The following is a 19,296-nucleotide window of genomic DNA, read 5'->3' as shown; positions in this document are numbered from 1 at the left end:
TTGTGATGATTGCAGAAAAAATCACTCTATCATTAAAGAACCCTATGATTGCCAATCATAGAGCCTACGGCCAGGATTTATTACCTGGACTTGCCTATATAGACCTTATTTATCAATTATTCCGTAAGCATCAGTATCATTTTAACGAACTGGAATTACGTAATCTGTCTATTCATTATCCGCTTACAATTGAAGGTGATGCCAATGTGCTTTTGTCTATAGCATGCACACCTGCCGGTTCACAGCAGTGGAATGTAAAGGTGGAAGGGCTGCTTCAGAAAAAATCGGGGGAGCAGGAATCAAAGCTATATGTTACGGCAGAAATGCATCGTATCGAGCCTGTTGTGTTTGAGGAAAAACTGGATGTTGCGTTTATGAAAAAGCAGGCAGTTGAGATCGTGGACCTGGAGGAAATCTACGCACGTTCCAGAAGCCAGGAGCTCATACATATCGGATTCATGAAGGCAGATGGAAATATTTATAAAGCAGAAAATTATACCTGTATAGATCTTTCTATTCCGCGGGAAGCCATGCCTTCCGGAGAAAGTTTTATGTTTCATCCTACCCTGATAGATGCCAGTGGAGTAGGTGCTGCCGATCTGATGGCTGTGTTGGTAGATAATGAGCAACGATTGTTTCTACCATTGTTTTATGAATCTTTCCGTGCATCGGAGTTGTTCTGGAAAACCTGTATTACGAGGGTTCAAAAATCTTCTATCAGAAGAAAAAATGAACTCCTTTATATGACGATGGAATTTTTTGATCAGGCCGGGAATAAAGTAGGAGAATTAAAAAACTTTACTAATAAACTGGTAAGAGGCGCGGGGCTGATCAATCCTGATCGAAAAGAAACGAGGGCAGCGGCCGCACCGCGAAAAACGGCAGCAGGTCATCAGGGTACCTCTGGAGCTGCCGGTGAATCGGGCAGCTATGCGGAAAGTGAAGCATTTATCAGGGGACTGATGGGGGCCAGGATGAAAACAGATCCGGAAGATATAGGAATAGATATCGGTTATTATGAAATGGGCCTGGACTCTCCGGGGCTGCTGGAAATAGTGAAAGCGATCGAAACGAGTAAAGGTATTGTGCTGGCGCCTACTTTATTGTTTGAATACACTACGATCAAAGAGTTGGCTGCCTACCTGGTGACGAGTTATCCCGATAAGTTTGGGAAAGATCCCGCACCTGTTGAACAGCAAACAGGCGCACCAAAAGAAACTGCTTCTTTCTATGCCACAAAAGAAGCCCTTCCACAGGAAGAAGAGATTGCGGTGATTGGTATTGGCGGACGTTATCCCGGTGCAGATAGTATCGCTGAATTCTGGCAGAATTTGCTGGACGGAAAAGATTGTATTACGGAGGTGCCTAAAACACGCTGGAATTGGGAGAATTATGAGCAGATTTCTTCTCCGTCAGGAAAGAAAATTTCCAAATGGGGAGGATTTATCAATCATGCTGATTCTTTTGATGCGCCGTTCTTTCGTATTTCCCCGCGGGAAGCGGAAATAATGGACCCGCAGGAACGTGTCTTCCTGGAGGTATGCTGGGAGTCAATGGAAGATGCTGGTTATACGCCCGATACCCTGGTTACGCCCCGTGGCCCCGATAAGCGGCAAGCCGTAGGTGTATTTGTGGGGGTTATGCATAAAGATTATACGCTGGTAGCGGCGGAAGCGGTAGCCAAAGGGTTAGTATTTCCCTTATCGCTGAATTATGCGCCTATTGCTAACCGCGTATCTTATTTCTGCAACTTTCACGGCCCCAGTATTGCCATAGATACCGTTTGTTCTTCATCGCTTACGGCGCTTCACCTGGCACTGGAAAGTATCAGGAGAGGAGAAAGTGAAGTAGCCCTTGCCGGCGGGGTAAACCTGTCGTTACATCCCAATAAATACCTTACCTATGGTATTGCGGATATGCATTCAAGTGATGGCTACTGTCATACATTCGGAAAAGGAGGCGATGGCTATGTATCTGGAGAAGGGGTGGGAGCGATATTACTTAAACCATTGAGTAAGGCGCTGAAAGATAAGGACCGGGTCTATGCGGTGATCAAAGGAACGGCTATCAACCACGTGGGGACAGTAAGCGGCATGATGGTTCCCAGTCCGGTGGCACAGGCAGATATGATTTCCGCCTGTATGGATAAAGCGGGTATTCACCCCCGTACTATCAGTTATGTAGAAGCTCACGGAACGGGTACCTCCCTGGGAGATCCCATCGAAATTCAGGGGCTGGTGAAAAGTTATGGTCAATATACACAAGACAAGGAATACTGTGCGATCGGTTCTGTGAAATCAAATATAGGCCATGCGGAATCTGCCGCAGGCATCAGTGGCTTAAGTAAGGTAATATTACAGTTGTATCATAAAACGCTGGTACCTTCTCTTCATTCGCTGGAAGTGAACCCATACCTGCAGTTATCGCAAACACCTTTTTATATCCAGCATGAAACGGAACACTGGAAATGCCCTGTAATCGAAGAAGAGGGGCAGGAAAAGGTATACCCGCGCCGGGCGGCGGTAAGTTCTTTTGGTGCTACAGGCTCTAATGCGCATGTTATACTGGAAGAGTATGTGCCTGCGGAAGATGTTTATAACGTCATTTCCGTACCTCATGTTGGGCTTCGGGTAATCCCCTTGTCAGCCAAAAGCAAAACGCAGCTACAGGAGTATGCATATAAACTCCTGATGTTCCTCAAAAATGCAGATACGGCAGAAGAGACGGTGCAGCCACAACTGGAGAAAGCCATTGGGGATACTATCAGTACTGTGTTGTCTACTGTAATGTCTGTTCAGAAAGAGGCGATTGAACCGGATCAGGAATGGAACGAATATGGTATAGAATCGATTCATCTTTCCAGGCTTAAAAAAGAGCTGGAAGATATACTCAGGGTAAATATTGACGCGGTGGAACTCGGAGTGGGAACTTCCGTTTCCTCTTTGGCGGCGTTTCTTGTTAAAAATGAGGCGCGAAAACTTGCTGCATTTTATGCACACGGCAATGCTGCTGTTAAGGCCGATAGAAAAGAACGGGTTGCAGACACAAAAATTAGTCTGGATGATGTTGCCTATACGTTGCAGGTAGGCAGAAAGGTAATGGAAGAGCGCGCGGTGTTCTTAGCTGTTGATATATCTGATTTAATTTCAAAGCTGGAAGCATTTCTGCAGGAGCAAACACTTGTTGATGGTTATTACGCGGGCCGCATAAAAAAGCCTAAAGAGTTAAGTAATTATATTAATCCTGGTGATACCGCTGAAAAACTGGTGGAAACATTGTTGGGTAGCGGTCAGCTGACGCGTTTGGCGGAGCTTTGGACGCTGGGATTTGAGGTGAACTGGTCGTCGCTATACAAAGATGATTATCCGGGAAAAATAAGTCTCCCTACGTATCCTTTTGCACGGGAACGTTACTGGATACCGGAACAAAGCCCCCTTGAGATTGCGCCGGTGCATACTTTGTTGGGAGGAGTGGTATTACACCCGTTATTACATACCAATACCTCTACTTTTTTTGAGCAACGTTTTACTTCCCGTTATACCGGAACAGAATTTTTCTTAAAAGACCACCAGGTACATGGAGTACGTATCCTGCCTGGGGTGGCTTACCTGGAAATGGCCCGGGTGGCGGTAACGGAGGCAATGGGCGCAGCAGTGGAAGCCGGCAGCAGCTGCTGTCTGAAAAATGTAGTATGGATACAGCCTTATGCATTTAATAGCGATAGTTTACTGCATGTAAGCCTGTTGCCGGGAGATGACGGGGAAATCGCTTTTGAGATATATAGTGAAGCCGCTGAGGGTACCCGGATGGTACATAGCCAGGGAACAGCGGTATGGCGGCAGACCATGTCTCCTGCAACAATAGACCTGCCTTCAATAAGTGCGGGATGTACGAAAATACTTTCATCCGCCGCATGTTATGAAATGTTCCGTGAGATAGGGCTTGCGTATGGTCCCGGCCATCAGGGAATACAGGATTTGTACAAAGGTAGTGATACCGTGTTGGCGCGATTAGAATTGCCTGTTGGAGATGCTGGTTTTGTGCTTCATCCCGGGATGATGGATGCGGGCTTTCAGGCTGCGATAGGGATGGCGTTAGGTGCGGGCGGCGAATCCCCGGCAGGGATGGGTGCCATGTTACCCTTTGCACTGGACCAGCTGGAAGTTTATAAAAGCTGCGTGTCGTCTATGTGGGCGTTTGTTCGTTACAGTGATAACGGTCAGGGCTCTTCCCGTATGGGGAAACTGGATATTACCTTATGTGATGAAACCGGATCGGTATGTGTTAAGCTGAATGGTTTTTCTACACGTGCATTGGGTAATACAGGCACAGGTGTATTGATGATGGAGCCGCAATGGCGTCAACAGGCGTTGGCATCTGTAGTGCCAACCGTCGCCAAACGGCTGGTCATATTGGTAGACAATGAAGATGCGGTGGCCAGACAAGTGTCGGTGCTGTTGGGGAATGTCCGTTGTCAGCATCTGCAATCAGGAGAAAACCAGTATCGGGAAGCAGTTTACTGCATTTGCGCTGGAGATATTTGAAACGGTCCGGCAGTTGTTGCAGAACAAGGGTACCGATACTCAGCTGGTGCAACTGGTTGTCACCTTGGGAAGTACCCGGCAATTATGGGGCGCACTATCAGGGCTGCTTAAAACAGCACAACAGGAAAATCCCCGTATAATGTGGCAGCTGATAGAGTTGCCATCAGTTGCAGATGCGGCGTTAATAGCTGGTAAAGTAGCAGAAAATGCAGGTTCGGCGGAACGCATTGTACGCTATAACGGCACTACCCGTGAGGTATTACGTTGGGAGGAATTAGCCGTGACAGCCAATGATAACAAGCCCTGGAAGCCTGGCGGCGTATATCTAATAACTGGAGGTGCTGGTGGCCTGGGCCAGGTGTTTGCGCGTGAAATAGTGGCCTATGCTAAAAACGCGCAGGTGGTACTTGCCGGGCGCTCAGCGCTGGATGAGACCAGGCGTCAGCAGGTGGCGGAATTATGCGTTAACGGAGCTAATGTGACCTATTACCAGGTAGACATCAGCAACGGGGAAGCGGTGTCTGAAATGTTGGGTACAATCACAAAAAATTATGGCGGATTAAATGGTATCATCCACAGCGCGGGTGTTATCCGAGATAATTTCCTGACGAGGAAAACCCGGGCAGAAGTAGAAATGGTACTTTCTCCGAAAGTAACAGGTACGGTGCTGCTGGATGAATACAGCCGGAACCAGCCCCTTGACTTTTTTATACTGTTTTCATCGGTAGCGGGGGCGCTGGGCAATGTAGGGCAGGGAGATTATGCGATGGCCAATGCTTTTATGGATAGTTATGCTGGCTACCGGAATACGCTGGTGGCAGCAGGGCAGGCCAATGGGAAAACGATTTCCTGTAACTGGCCGCTGTGGGAATCGGGAGGAATGCAGGTAGATACCCAGACGGCAAAAATGATGGCGGAGAGTATCGGTATGCACGCGATGACAACGGCCAGCGGATTGCGGGCGTTTTATGATATTGTGAATAGTGATAAACAGCAGGTGCTGGTCATGGAAGGGGACCTGGCAAAAATGAGAGCTGGTTGGCAGCAACAGCAAAAGGAACCTGCTGTAACAACCGTGCGGCCGGTGGTAACGATTGCCGCTCAGCAGGATGGAATGGGAGAGCGGGCAACAAATTTTTTCAAGAAGCTATTGTCATCTGTATTAAAATTACCAGCAAACAGGATCAATGCAGACGCCGCATTTGAAGAGTTTGGGATTGACTCTGTAATGGTGATACAACTTACCAATGAGCTGGAAAAAGTGTTTGGCTCCCTTTCTAAAACATTACTTTTTGAATACCAGACAATAGAGGCGTTAACCGAATACTTCATCGCAGCATACCCTGATCAGTTACAAGCCTTAACAGGAGTGAAAGACAAACAGGTTGCGATTGTTGCTAAGGAAGAGATGAATGTTGCCCCCGCGCAGGAAGTAATAAAACGGAAGCAGCGTCGTTTAGGTGATCCCATTATTTATACTGCGAAGGAGAAGGAAACAGAAGAGACGGATATTGCTATCGTGGGACTGGCAGGCAGATATCCCCAGGCAGTCGATATAGCAGCCTTCTGGAACAACCTGAAAACAGGAAAGGATTGTATTACGGAGATACCCAAAGACAGATGGGACCACAGTCTATATTATGATGCGGATAAAAATAAACCTGGAAAAACGTATAGCAAATGGGGTGGTTTTATAGAGGGGGTAGATCAGTTTGATCCTTTATTTTTCAATATTTCCCCCCGTGAAGCAGAAATAATGGACCCTCAGGAACGTATTTTCCTGGAGTGTGTGATGGCCACGCTGGAGGATGCAGGCTATACCCGTGAAACGCTGGCGGCGAACCGGAACAATGGCCTGGAAGGCAATGTCGGCGTTTTTGTGGGCGTGATGTATGAAGAGTACCAGTTATACGGGGCACAGGAAACAATTCAGGGCAGGCCGCTGGCCATCCCTGGTAATCCATCCTCGGTTGCTAACCGGGTATCTTACTACTGTAATTTTCATGGCCCCAGCCTGGCTGTTGATACCATGTGTTCCTCTTCACTGACAGCCATTCACCTGGCTTGCCAGAGTATTATCAGGGGAGATTGTGAGGCGGCGGTAGCAGGCGGTGTGAATGTTTCAGTTCACCCCAATAAATACCTGATGCTGGGTCAGGGAAGATTTGTTTCCAGTATTGGCCGTTGCGAAAGTTTTGGGGAAGGAGGAGATGGTTATGTGCCAGGTGAGGGCGTAGGAGCGGTGTTGTTAAAACCATTGTCTAAAGCTATTGCCGACGGAGATCATATCTACGGTGTTATCAAAAGCAGTGCTGTTAATCATGGCGGTAAAACCAATGGTTATTCTGTGCCCAATCCGGGAGCACAATCTGGCGTGATCAGCCATGCATTCAAAAAGTCAGGTGTTGATCCCCGCAGTATCAGCTATATAGAAGCTCATGGTACGGGCACCTTCCTGGGTGATCCGATAGAGATAGCCGGATTAAATAAAGCATTCCGGGAGTTTACGTCAGATAAACAATTTTGTGCTATTGGCTCAGCAAAATCCAATATTGGGCATTGTGAGAGTGCTGCTGGCATAGCGGGGCTGACAAAAATCCTGCTCCAGCTAAAACACCGGCAACTGGTACCGTCTTTACATTCGGCTGTATTGAACGTTAACATCGATTTTGCCAATAGTCCTTTTGTGGTGCAGCAGGAGCTATCCCCGTGGGAGCGGCCATTATTGGAGAAGAACGGCCGTATGGAGGAATGTCCGCTGCGTGCAGGAATCTCTTCATTTGGCGCCGGAGGCTCGAATGCACATCTGGTGATAGAGGAATACCGGGTTACGTCATCTTCACCGGCATCCACAGCTGGCCCATATATGCTGGTCTTGTCAGCCCGTACGGGAGAACGTTTAAAAGCCTATGCGGAGCGGTTATTACATTACTTCACCTCTCCTGCAGGGGAGTCGCTGCAGGATATCGCCTATACGCTGCAAACAGGCCGTGAGGATATGGAAGAGCGTATGGGTATGTTGGTGCACACCCGTGAAGAAGCCACGGATAAATTACAACGATATATAGCCGGGGAAGAAGATATAGAAGATCTCTATACGGGCCAGTTGAAGAAAGATAAAGAGAGTTTATGGTTGTTGACTGATGAAGATTTTCACCAGGGTGTAGTCAGCTGGATCCGGAAAGGGAAGTACGGCAAGTTACTGGAGCTTTGGACGAAAGGATATCATCTGGACTGGCATCTTTTATATCCATCCGGAACGGTGAAAAAGGTGAGTCTTCCTACATATCCCTTTGCACGGGAGCGTTACTGGATACCGGAACAAAGCCCCCTTGAGGTTGCGCCGGTGCATACTTTGTTGGGAGGAGTAGTATTACACCCGTTATTACATACCAATACCTCTACTTTTTTTGAGCAACGTTTTACTTCCCGTTATACCGGAACAGAATTTTTCTTAAAAGACCACCAGGTACATGGAGTACGTATCCTGCCTGGGGTGGCTTACCTGGAAATGGCCCGGGTGGCGGTAACGGAGGCGATGGGCGCAGCAGTGGAAGCCGGCAGCAGCTGCTGTCTGAAAAATGTAGTATGGATACAGCCTTATGCATTTAATAGCGATAGTTTACTGCATGTAAGCCTGTTGCCGGGAGATGACGGGGAAATCGCTTTTGAGATATATAGTGAAGCCGCTGAGGGTACCCGGATGGTACATAGCCAGGGAACAGCGGTATGGCGGCAGACCATGTCTCCTGCAACAATAGACCTGCCTTCAATAAGTGCGGGATGTACGAAAATACTTTCATCTGCCGCATGTTATGAAATGTTCCGTGAGATAGGGCTTGCGTATGGTCCCGGCCATCAGGGAATACAGGATTTGTACAAAGGTAGTGATACCGTGTTGGCGCGATTAGAATTGCCTGTTGGAGATGCTGGTTTTGTGCTTCATCCCGGGATGATGGATGCGGGCTTTCAGGCTGCGATAGGGATGGCGTTAGGTGCGGGCGGCGAATCCCCGGCAGGGATGGGTGCCATGTTACCCTTTGCACTGGACCAGCTGGAAGTTTATAAAAGCTGCGTGTCGTCTATGTGGGCGTTTGTTCGTTACAGTGATAACGGTCAGGGCTCTTCCCGTATGGGGAAACTGGATATTACCTTATGTGATGAAACCGGATCGGTATGTGTTAAGCTGAATGGTTTTTCTACACGTGCATTGGGTAATACAGGCACAGGTGTATTGATGATGGAGCCGCAATGGCGTCAACAGGCGTTGGCATCTGTAGTGCCAACCGTCGCCAAACGGCTGGTCATATTGGTAGACAATGAAGATGCGGTGGCCAGACAAGTGTCGGTGCTGTTGGGGAATGTCCGTTGTCAGCATCTGCAATCAGGAGAAACCAGTATCGGGAAGCAGTTTACTGCATTTGCGCTGGAGATATTTGAAACGGTCCGGCAGTTGTTGCAGAACAAGGGTACCGATACTCAGCTGGTGCAACTGGTTGTCACCTTGGGAAGTACCCGGCAATTATGGGGCGCACTATCAGGGCTGCTTAAAACAGCACAACAGGAAAATCCCCGTATAATGTGGCAGCTGATAGAGTTGCCATCAGTTGCAGATGCGGCGTTAATAGCTGGTAAAGTAGCAGAAAATGCAGGTTCGGCGGAACGCATTGTACGCTATAACGGCACTACCCGTGAGGTATTACGTTGGGAGGAATTAGCCGTGACAGCCAATGATAACAAGCCCTGGAAGCCTGGCGGCGTATATCTAATAACTGGAGGTGCTGGTGGCCTGGGCCAGGTGTTTGCGCGTGAAATAGTGGCCTATGCTAAAAACGCGCAGGTGGTACTTGCCGGGCGCTCAGCGCTGGATGAGACCAGGCGTCAGCAGGTGGCGGAATTATGCGTTAACGGAGCTAATGTGACCTATTACCAGGTAGACATCAGCAACGGGGAAGCGGTGTCTGAAATGTTGGGTACAATCACAAAAAATTATGGCGGATTAAATGGTATCATCCACAGCGCGGGTGTTATCCGGGATAATTTCCTGACGAGGAAAACCCGGGCAGAAGTAGAAATGGTACTTTCTCCGAAAGTAACAGGTACGGTGCTGCTGGATGAATACAGCCGGAACCAGCCCCTTGACTTTTTTATACTGTTTTCATCGGTAGCGGGGGCGCTGGGCAATGTAGGGCAGGGAGATTATGCGATGGCCAATGCTTTTATGGATAGTTATGCTGGCTACCGGAATACGCTGGTGGCAGCAGGGCAGGCCAATGGGAAAACGATTTCCTGTAACTGGCCGCTGTGGGAATCGGGAGGAATGCAGGTAGATACCCAGACGGCAAAAATGATGGCGGAGAGTATCGGTATGCACGCGATGACAACGGCCAGCGGATTGCGGGCGTTTTATGATATTGTGAATAGTGATAAACAGCAGGTGCTGGTCATGGAAGGGGACCTGGCAAAAATGAGAGCTGGTTGGCAGCAACAGCAAAAGGAACCTGCTGTAACAACCGTGCCGCCGGTGGTAACGATTGCCGCTCAGCAGGGTGGAACGAAAGAATATATGGAAAGTTACGTCACAAATCTGTTGTCGACCCTTCTCAAATTACCGGTACACAGGATTGACGCAGATGCAACATTTGAAAAGTTCGGTATTGACTCAGTGATGACGATACAACTTACCGGTGAACTGGAAAAAGTGTTTGGCTCTCTTTCTAAAACTTTACTTTTTGAATACCAGACAATAGGTACGGTGGCGGAATATTTTGCAACGCATCATCCTGAAAAAATACAAACATTAATGGGCGTTAATGTACCAGTTGTTGCAGCTGTTATACCTGTACAACCGGTCATGCATGCTGCAAAGCAGGTAGTGGCTGTAGGTAATCGTTTTAAGGAGGCCGTTGTCGCGGAAAGAAAAGTAGTGAAAGCCGACCATCAGGACATCGCTGTAATTGCGGTGACTGGTCAGTATCCACAGGCGGCGGATATCAATGCCTTCTGGGATAACCTGAAAGCAGGGAAAGATTGTATTACCGAGGTGCCGAAAGAGAGATGGGACCACAGTGAATATTACGATCCCAAAAGAAACCAGCCGGGAAAAACGTATAGCAAATGGGGCGGATTCATAGATGGAGTAGATCAGTTTGATCCGTTGTTTTTTAACATTTCTCCACGGGAAGCCGAAATGATGGACCCACAGGAAAGACTGTTTATGCAAAACGTCTGGACTTTATTTGAAAGCGCCGGTTATTCACGAAGCCGGATACAACAGCAGTTCCAGTCGAAGGTGGGCGTGTATGTGGGTGCCATGTACAAACAATACCATTCATTTGACGGGGATAATATTAACGATGCTGCTTTGTCGCTGAGCTCCTACAATTCCATTGCTAACAGGGTTTCTTATTATTTTGATTTACAGGGCCCCAGTGTTGCAATTGACACAGCTTGTTCATCTTCCCTGATTGCCATACATATGGCGTGTGATAATTTGCTGAAAGGCGAATGTAACCTGGCGGTAGCGGGAGGTGTAAATCTCTCTATTCATCCTAAAAAATACCTGGGTTTAAGTCAGTTGCAGTTAATTGGCAGCAGCAATAGCAGCAGGAGTTTTTCAGAAGGAGATGGATACCTGCCTGCGGAGGCTGTAGGTGCTGTTTTGTTGAAACCCTTGCAGGATGCTGTTCAGGATGGTGATACAATTCTGGGGGTGATCAAATCAACGATGATAAATCATGGTGGTAAATCAAATGGTTTTTCTGTTCCTAATCCCAATGCGCAGGCTAAACTGATTGCAGATAATTTTAGTAAAGCAGGTATTGATCCCCGCACAATCAGCTGGGTAGAGGCAGCGGCAAATGGTGCACCCATTGGCGACTCTATCGAGATGACAGCATTGGGGAAAGCTTTCCGCCAGTTTACGGCGGATAATGGATTTTGTCCGATTGGTACTGTTAAATCAAATATTGGGCATGCTGAAGCGGCTTCCGGTATTTCGCAGTTTACTAAAGTGTTGTTGCAGCTGCAACACAAACAGCTGGTTCCCGCTATTATGACGGCCCCGTTGAACAGTTTGATAAATTTTTCGAATAGCCCCTTTTATCTGCAGGAAAAATTGGAAGACTGGAAACGACCGGTTGTCCGGATAAACGGCACTGAAAGGGAATACCCGAGACGTGCGACTGTTAGCTCTTTCGGCGCTGGTGGGTCCAATGCTCATGTCATACTCGAAGAATATACGCCGGAAAAGGAATCTATCCAGGAGACCCATATAACGGGCGCTCCACATTTGATGGTATTCTCGGCCCGGACTCCGGACAGGCTGCGGGCCATCATCTCTGACATGCTGAATTACCTGAAAGTGGCAGATAATATCAGTATGTATGATCTGGCCTACACCTTACAGGTAGGGAGAGAAGCAATGGAATGCAGGATGGCTGTGGTGGTAAATTCTATGGAGGAATTATTGACAGTCATGGAGGATTATCTTCAATCCTCCGGAGAGGATAGCAAGAGTGCAACTCCTGTTTATACCGGTAATGTAGAAGATAAGTCAGCCGAAATAACCCGGCTTTTTTCCGGGAAAACGGGAGAATTGTTTTGCCAGTTATTGTTGAAAGAAGGCAACCTGGAAAAACTGGCTGTTTACTGGACGCAACAACAGGGCAAAATAGCATGGGACACGCTTTATGCCGGAAGAAAGGCCCAATTTATCGGGTTACCTGCTTATCCATTTGAAAAGCGCCGATGCTGGGTTGCTTTTAATAAGACCAGTAAAAAGGTATCGTTGCCTGCACCCGCTGTAACTGCGCCGGTTACGCCGGTCCGGGAATCAGGACCGCAGGAGTCTGTTGGCAAAACCGTGGCCAATATCATTGCAAATATGCTTGGGTTATCGGCAACAGAATTGAATATCAAAAAACCATTGGACCAATATGGTTTTGATTCCATTCAGCTGATGGAGCTGTTCCAGCAACTGAAGTCTGCTGTACATCCGTTATTAGACCTGGAGACATTACAAAACTGCGTCAATACGGAAGATATTATTCAAGTGATGCCAAAAGTAAATGGTGTTGCGCCACAAATGGCAGAAGAAAACCTGGCAGATGAACCGACTGTCAAAACTGATTGGCCGCAGTTCCCTGAACTTTTCCACCTGAATAATAAATTTAAGGGAAGGCCGGTATTCTGGTTGCATGCCGCGCTGGGTGGGGTACAGTCTTACAAAGCAATTGCAGAAACGTCTGAAAGGCCCTTTTTCGGTATCCAGGCGCGGGGATGGATGACTAAACGTTCTCCGTTGCATGGGCTGGAAGCCATGGCTACTTATTATATTCAGATCATACAGTCGGTACAACCTCAAGGCCCGTACGATCTGGGCGGATATTCTATGGGCGGTATCCTCGCCTATGAAATTACCCGGCAACTGCAGGAACTGGGGCAAAAGGTAAATTCAGTGACGATGCTGGATGCTATTTACAGGACCGATCTCAAAAGAGGAAAAGTAGATAAGCAGACCTCTATTTTGCAGGCAGTAAATTTATCATTGTTAACCAAAATAACGCAGGAGCCGGAGAAGTTTACATCGGTGCTTATCCATAGAGATGAGGTAGATACAGAACTTGATGATGAATCGTTTCTGAAAGCGCTTATTGCCATCGCGGAAAAGCGGGGACTGACCAGGACAGAAGATCAGTTAAAAACATTGATAGCTCAAAACGTAAAAGTACAACAGGCATATGAAATTGATAAATATGTGGTGCCTGAATTGCCGGATCCTGCTGGTGTTGTATGTTATTACTTCCGCAATAAAAGCGGCTTGTTTTATGGCAATCTCGAGCCATTTTATAAGATCAGGGCAACAGAGTTTACACTAGATCACAAAAATTACTGGGAAGAATGGGAAAAACAAATGCCTAATCTGCATATCATGGATGTGGATGCATCCAATCATATGATGATGCTGTCTGAACAAAAGGTGTATGAAACCATTTTTGAGTTCAGCCGCAATCTATATTCTCTTAGTGGTCTTGTATCATCGTTTTTGAGTGATTTTAAGTCCAGGACGATTGCTATACATGGTATCAAAAATACAGACGATAATATATCTGAACATATTAATGGCAAACATGTGAATGTATGAGTGAAAAAAATGTATTCATGTTTTCCGGGCAGGGAGGTCAGTATTATCACATGGGAAGCGAACTTTATACAAAAGAGCCTGCCTTCAGGTATTGGTTAGATAGTATGGACGGGTTGTACAAGGGTATTACGGGATCGTCTGTTATACCGGTTCTTTTCGATACCACAAAAGGGAAATGGCAGGATTTTTCTGATACGGTGTATACACATCCGGCCATTTTTATGGTAGAATATGCACTGGCGATGATGCTGACAGACCGGGGTGTGAAACCTGATTACGTGATAGGTACGAGTTTGGGAGAATTTGCAGCGGCAACCCTTGCTGGCATGGTCACTAAAGAAAGAGCGCTCGAATTGGTGGTCCAGCAGGCTTTGTGTATTCAACGGTTTTGTGAGGAAGGGGAGATGTTGGCTGTAATGGATACTCCGTTGTTATATGATAAGCTTGCTGCTATATTCCCAACGGTAAGTCTGGCTGCTATCAATAGCGACAATCATTTTGTTCTGGCTGGAAATAAGAAAAGCTGCGAAGCGGTGCGTAAATATTTTACGCAGCAGGAGATCTCCTTTCAGGCGCTGCCGGTTTCGCATGGGTTTCATGCTGCAAATATTGATGCCGCAGCAGGGGCTTTTCATTTATATGTAGAGAAGGATAATTTTAAAAAACCTTCCCTGTCATATATTTCATCCTTAACAGGAAAGATAATAACGGAACCTCCAGGTGGCAGTTATTATTGGGATGTTGTAAGAAAACCTATTCTTTTTAATGCTGCTTTGGATACCCTTTATGAAACAAATCATACCTATAATCTTGTGGATGTGGGGCCTTCCGGCACGCTTGCGAATTTTACGCGCCGTCATCCGCTGACGGCCCGGCAGGGATCTGTGTACCTGGTGATGAGTCCTTTTGGTAAGGAGATGGAGAATTTAAGTAAACTAAATTTTAAAAAAGACATTAATATGCTCACTACAAAAGCTAATGGCCATGATAAACTGGCGTATGTATTTCCTGGTCAGGGTTCACAGAAAAAAGGAATGGGAGAGCCTTTGTTCGACGAGTTCAGGGAGCTGACTGACAAGGCGAGCAATATTTTGGGTTATTCCTTGAAAGATTTATGTATTAATGACCCAGAAAATAAACTGGGTAAGACACAGTATACGCAACCGGCGCTTTATGCGGTGAATTGTCTGAGTTTTCTGAAGATACAGCAGACAGAAAACCAGCAGCCTGATTTTTTAGCGGGACATAGCCTGGGTGAATACTGTGCTTTATTTGCTGCAGGCGTTGTTGATTTTGAAACAGGATTACAGCTGGTGCAAAAACGCGGAGATCTGATGGCCGGCGCCCGCGATGGTGGTATGGCGGCTGTGCTGGGAATGACGGAAGATATGGTGAGAGATGTGCTGGTTAGCGAAGGGCTTCGTTCCATAGATATTGCCAATTTAAATTCCCCGAAACAAATTGTTATCTCAGGTCCTAAAAGAGATGTGGAAAACGCACGGAGCATTTTTGAGAAGGCGGGTTGTAGTTTATATGCATTGCTGAATGTAAGTGGTGCTTTTCATTCCCGCTTAATGGCAGAAGCAGGGAAAGAGTTCAGTGGATTTGTCAATCGTTTTGTATTCTCGGAGATGAAAATACCGGTTATTTCAAATGTTTTGGCTCGCCCTTATATACACAGCCAGATCGCACAGTTATTGTCAGATCAGATTACGCATTCTGTAAAATGGACGGAATCTGTTCGTTACTTAATGGGTAAAGGTGTAAACAATTTTGTGGAAGTAGGGCCGGGCAATGTATTGAAGGCAATGGTAGCGAAAATAAAAAATGAAGCGGAACCGTTAATTGTTGCCGAAGAGACGCCTTACCAGCAAAAAGTGCCAGCAGCGGACCATCAGCAGGTGATAAAAGCAACAAACAACCCTCCGGCGGAAAAAGTAACTGTAAATATCGAACCTGGTATTTTACCCAATCCTCCGGCAGTTTTAATAACGGCAGAAAAGCTGGGCAGTGAAGCGTACAAAAAGGATTATAACCTGAAGTATGCATATGTTTCCGGTGGTATGGTACATGGTATTGCATCTAAGGAAATGGTGGTCAAAATGGCGAGAGCCGGTATGATGGGGTATTTTGGTACTGGTGGATTGAAGGTACCGGATATAGAAAATGCGATCCTGTATATTCAACGGGAATTGGGTCCGCAGCAGTCCTACGGGTTTAATTTGCTGAACGGGTCCCGTGAACAGGAAACGGTGAATCTTTTGCTGAAGTATAAGGTAAGAAATGTTGAGGCGGCGGCGTATATGGAAATTACACCTGCACTGGTGAGGTTCAGGCTTAAAGGACTGCATCAAAACCCGCAGGGCCAGATAGAGACCAATAACAGGGTGATGGCAAAAGTATCGCGGCCGGAAGTGGCTGCCTGCTTTTTGAGTCCTGCTCCGGAAAGAATAGTACAAAAACTGCTGGAAGAAAACGCTATTACCAAGGAAGAGGCGGCGTTGTCTCAAAAGATACCGATGGCCGATGATATATGTGTGGAAGCTGATTCCGGCGGACATACCGACATGGGGGTGGCATCTGCACTGATACCTGCTATAATTGCCCAACGTGATGAATATATGAAGCGGTATAACTACCGGAAGAAAGTAAGGGTAGGTGCAGCCGGAGGGATTGGTACTCCCGGAGCGGCGGCAGCGGCGTTTATATTGGGGGCGGACTTTATCCTTACAGGGTCTATTAATCAATGTACTGTTGAATCGGGCGCCAGCGACGTAGTGAAAGACCTGTTGCAGGACATTGATGTACAGGACACTGATTACGCACCGGCAGGCGATATGTTTGAAATGGGCGCTAAAGTACAGGTGTTGAAAAAAGGCGTGTTTTTCCCGGCCAGGGCCAACAAACTGTATGACCTTTACCGTAATTATAACGCCATTGAGGAAATTGATGAAAAAACAAAAAACCAGCTGGAACAGCGATATTTTAAGCGGAGTATTGCGGACGTTTATGAAGATGTGAAAAAATATTATAGCGCGGAAGATATTGCACGTGCAGAAAAAAATCCCAAACAGAAAATGGCTTTTATTTTTCGCTGGTATTTCGGATATTCAACTAATCTTGCCTTGAAAGGTATTGCGGAACATAAAGTTGATTTCCAGGTACATTGCGGACCAGCATTGGGGGCCTTTAATAAATGGGTAAAAGGTACTGAACTGGAAAGCTGGCGTAAAAGAAATGTAGACAAGATAGGAGAAAAAATAATGCAGGAAACAGCAGTATTGTTAAATGAAAGATTTAAAAATCTTTTATCACAATAGAATCATTAGAAATGAAGGACTAAAAAAGGATACATGATTTTTAAAGATGCGATAGCTAGTGAAATAAGTGTTTTTTCAATTAAGGTAAGAAAGCAGAATTTTATCAATTACACCTACCTGGTAGTAGATGCCAACAGTAAGTGTGCTATTATGGTAGATCCTGCATGGGAGGAAGATAAGATTGAAGAAGTGCTGGTATCCATGAATGTTAAGCTGACAGGTATCCTCCTTACGCATTCCCATAAGGACCATACTAATTTAGTAGATTATTTTGTCGCAAAATATCATTGTAATGTTTGGATGTCGGTGGCGGAAATAGACTATTATGGTTATAAATGTGATAATTTGATAGGGTTTAACCAGGATCAGACGTTAGTTATCGGAGGGATAACTGTTAAGGTGCTGCTAACACCTGGTCATACCAAGGGGAGTACCTGTTATCTCATCAGTAATAACCTTTTTTCCGGAGATACCCTGTTTATAGAGGGTTGTGGCTTATGTTGGGGCAATGGAGCAAACCCGTATGATATGTTTGATAGTTTACAGTTGTTAAATAATAGAATTGGAAAGGAAGTACTTGTTTTCCCGGGGCATTCGTATGGAAAGGCTCCGGGAATGGCTTTTGAGGAAGTGTTAAATAGTAATATTTACCTTCATTTTAAGCAGAAGGATATGTTTGTGGCCTTTAGAATGCGCAATGATCAGCGAACGGTTTTTTCATTCAGGTAACGGAATATTTATAATATGATTCATGTTTTGGCGGCAAAAGTGGAGATGCAATTGGCGGATGATATTTACCGGAAATACCTGGATTTTTTACCTCCATCCCTGAAGGAAAGGAACTTAAAATTTGTAAGATGGGAAGACCGGCAAACAAACTTATTCGGTAAAATTTTATTGATGGAAGGCCTGCAGCAGTTGGGTTTTGAGCGTAGTGTGCTGGACGATTTACGGTATAATAGTTATGGGAGGCCATTTCTGAACGCTCATATTGATTTTAATATTTCACATTCGGGTTATTATGTGTTATGTGCTATCAGCAGTGGGCAAAGGGTAGGAGTGGATGTAGAGATGCTAAGGCCAGTTAACCTGACCTACTTTGAATCGGTGATGACAGCAGCGGAGTGGGCGCTTATCAAAAATTCCGGTAATGACACACAATTGTTTTTTAAGTACTGGACGATAAAGGAAAGTGTTGTAAAAGCAGACGGACGCGGACTTAATATCCCTTTACAGCATATTGCAGTGCATAATAATGAAGTCTGTTACGATGGGGTTACCTGGTATCTTAGCGAGTTGGACCTGGGGCCGGGATATTGCGGACATGTTGTAACTGATCGTCCGGCTGATAACATAACGTTTCATCTGAAGTCGTATGCATAGGTTATCAGGGGACATAAAAAAACTGTATTTAAAGGCCTGAAGTTATCTTGGTCCTTTAACACAGTTTAATTGTTGTCCGCGAAGCGGATAAACAGAAATAAGCTATTCTGATAGCTTTACGCACATCCAGGAAGCTTCTGCCACAGGTACATCTTGACTATAGGCTACGCCTGATTGTTTAATGATGTTGCCACTTAACTTGATATTTTTAATAACATATTTTAATTCCTGATCATATTCAGCAACTTTAAAAAACTCGGCATGCTCAATACTTACAAGTCCAAAAAGCCCATCCATGACACCAAGGAGTTTTACGCCTGCGCCCCCACATTGTGCCATTGATTCTATGATAAGGGGTCCAGGTACAAAATTGGAAAGATTCTTTTGTAATATAGAATTGGAGCGGCGGAAGGTATGTAGGCCAATAGTTCCTTCCGGAGTAACGGACAGGATTTCGTCTAAAAACAAAAATGGGTGTCTATGAGGTATTAACTGTTCAATTTCACCTGATTTAGCGGAAGTTTTCATGTTTGATGATATATATATTATCTGTTTAATTGTATTGAATTACCCGGGTTACGGTTTTAACAAAGGAACTTTTAAAGTCTTTAAGGTTATTTATAAGCTTGTATTAACTTGGCTCGACTCGAAGGTTAAATATATCTGAACAACACTCAGGACGCCAAAGAACAAACAGGTATTCATGTGAATATGCTATATCTTAGCAACCAAGGTATAGTATTTTATCTAAATCGCAAAATCAAATTAGCTGACAGGCAATTGAATGCGGGTTCCATTTTCAGCATGGCAATTAGCAGAAATGAGGGGGAGAATTTATTAAAATGCCATCGGTTGGAAGCCGGATAAAATAAGGATACATTTTGTAATACTTTTTATATATAGA

The 19,296-nt window shown here is 45.7% G+C and carries 6 protein-coding genes; 5 read left to right on the top strand and 1 reads right to left on the bottom strand.

Features of this window, described 5'->3' with window-relative positions; genetic code table 11:
* Positions 1-5: 5 nt before the first annotated feature.
* The 5 genes from SIO70_RS25800 to SIO70_RS25780 are packed head-to-tail and all read left to right on the top strand — an operon-like array spanning position 6 to position 18,392.
* Positions 6-4,544: a beta-ketoacyl synthase N-terminal-like domain-containing protein gene (locus tag SIO70_RS25800; protein ID WP_320575648.1), complete on the top strand. Its 4,539-nt coding sequence runs from the start codon at positions 6-8 to the stop codon at positions 4,542-4,544.
* Positions 4,465-13,689, top strand: a complete 9,225-nt coding sequence (locus SIO70_RS25795; RefSeq protein WP_320575646.1) for an SDR family NAD(P)-dependent oxidoreductase — start codon at positions 4,465-4,467, stop codon at positions 13,687-13,689. Before SIO70_RS25800 ends, SIO70_RS25795 begins: the two co-directional genes overlap by 80 nt.
* The gene (gene fabD / locus SIO70_RS25790; RefSeq protein ID WP_320575644.1) at positions 13,686-17,009 is read left to right on the top strand and encodes an ACP S-malonyltransferase; all 3,324 of its coding nucleotides are present in this window, start codon (positions 13,686-13,688) and stop codon (positions 17,007-17,009) included. The genes SIO70_RS25795 and fabD overlap by 4 nt, the downstream gene beginning before the upstream one ends.
* Positions 17,010-17,042: 33 nt before the next feature.
* Entirely contained in the window at positions 17,043-17,738 is a 696-nt protein-coding gene (locus SIO70_RS25785) for an MBL fold metallo-hydrolase (protein ID WP_320575642.1), read from the top strand.
* A 15-nt stretch (positions 17,739-17,753) separates the two neighbouring features.
* Positions 17,754-18,392, top strand: coding sequence for a 4'-phosphopantetheinyl transferase family protein (locus SIO70_RS25780; protein WP_320575640.1), 639 nt, complete (start codon positions 17,754-17,756; stop codon positions 18,390-18,392).
* A gap of 102 nt (positions 18,393-18,494) precedes the next feature.
* Here the strand turns inward: SIO70_RS25780 and SIO70_RS25775 are convergent, their stop codons facing one another.
* Positions 18,495-18,920, bottom strand: a complete 426-nt coding sequence (locus SIO70_RS25775) for a hypothetical protein (RefSeq protein WP_320575638.1) — start codon at positions 18,918-18,920, stop codon at positions 18,495-18,497.
* Between the last annotated feature and the right edge of the window lie 376 nt (positions 18,921-19,296).

Source organism: Chitinophaga sancti (assembly GCF_034087045.1).
GTDB lineage: Bacteria > Bacteroidota > Bacteroidia > Chitinophagales > Chitinophagaceae > Chitinophaga > Chitinophaga sancti_B.
The sequence above is the reverse complement of the archived record's forward strand: the minus strand, read 5'-3'. Positions and strand labels throughout refer to the sequence as shown.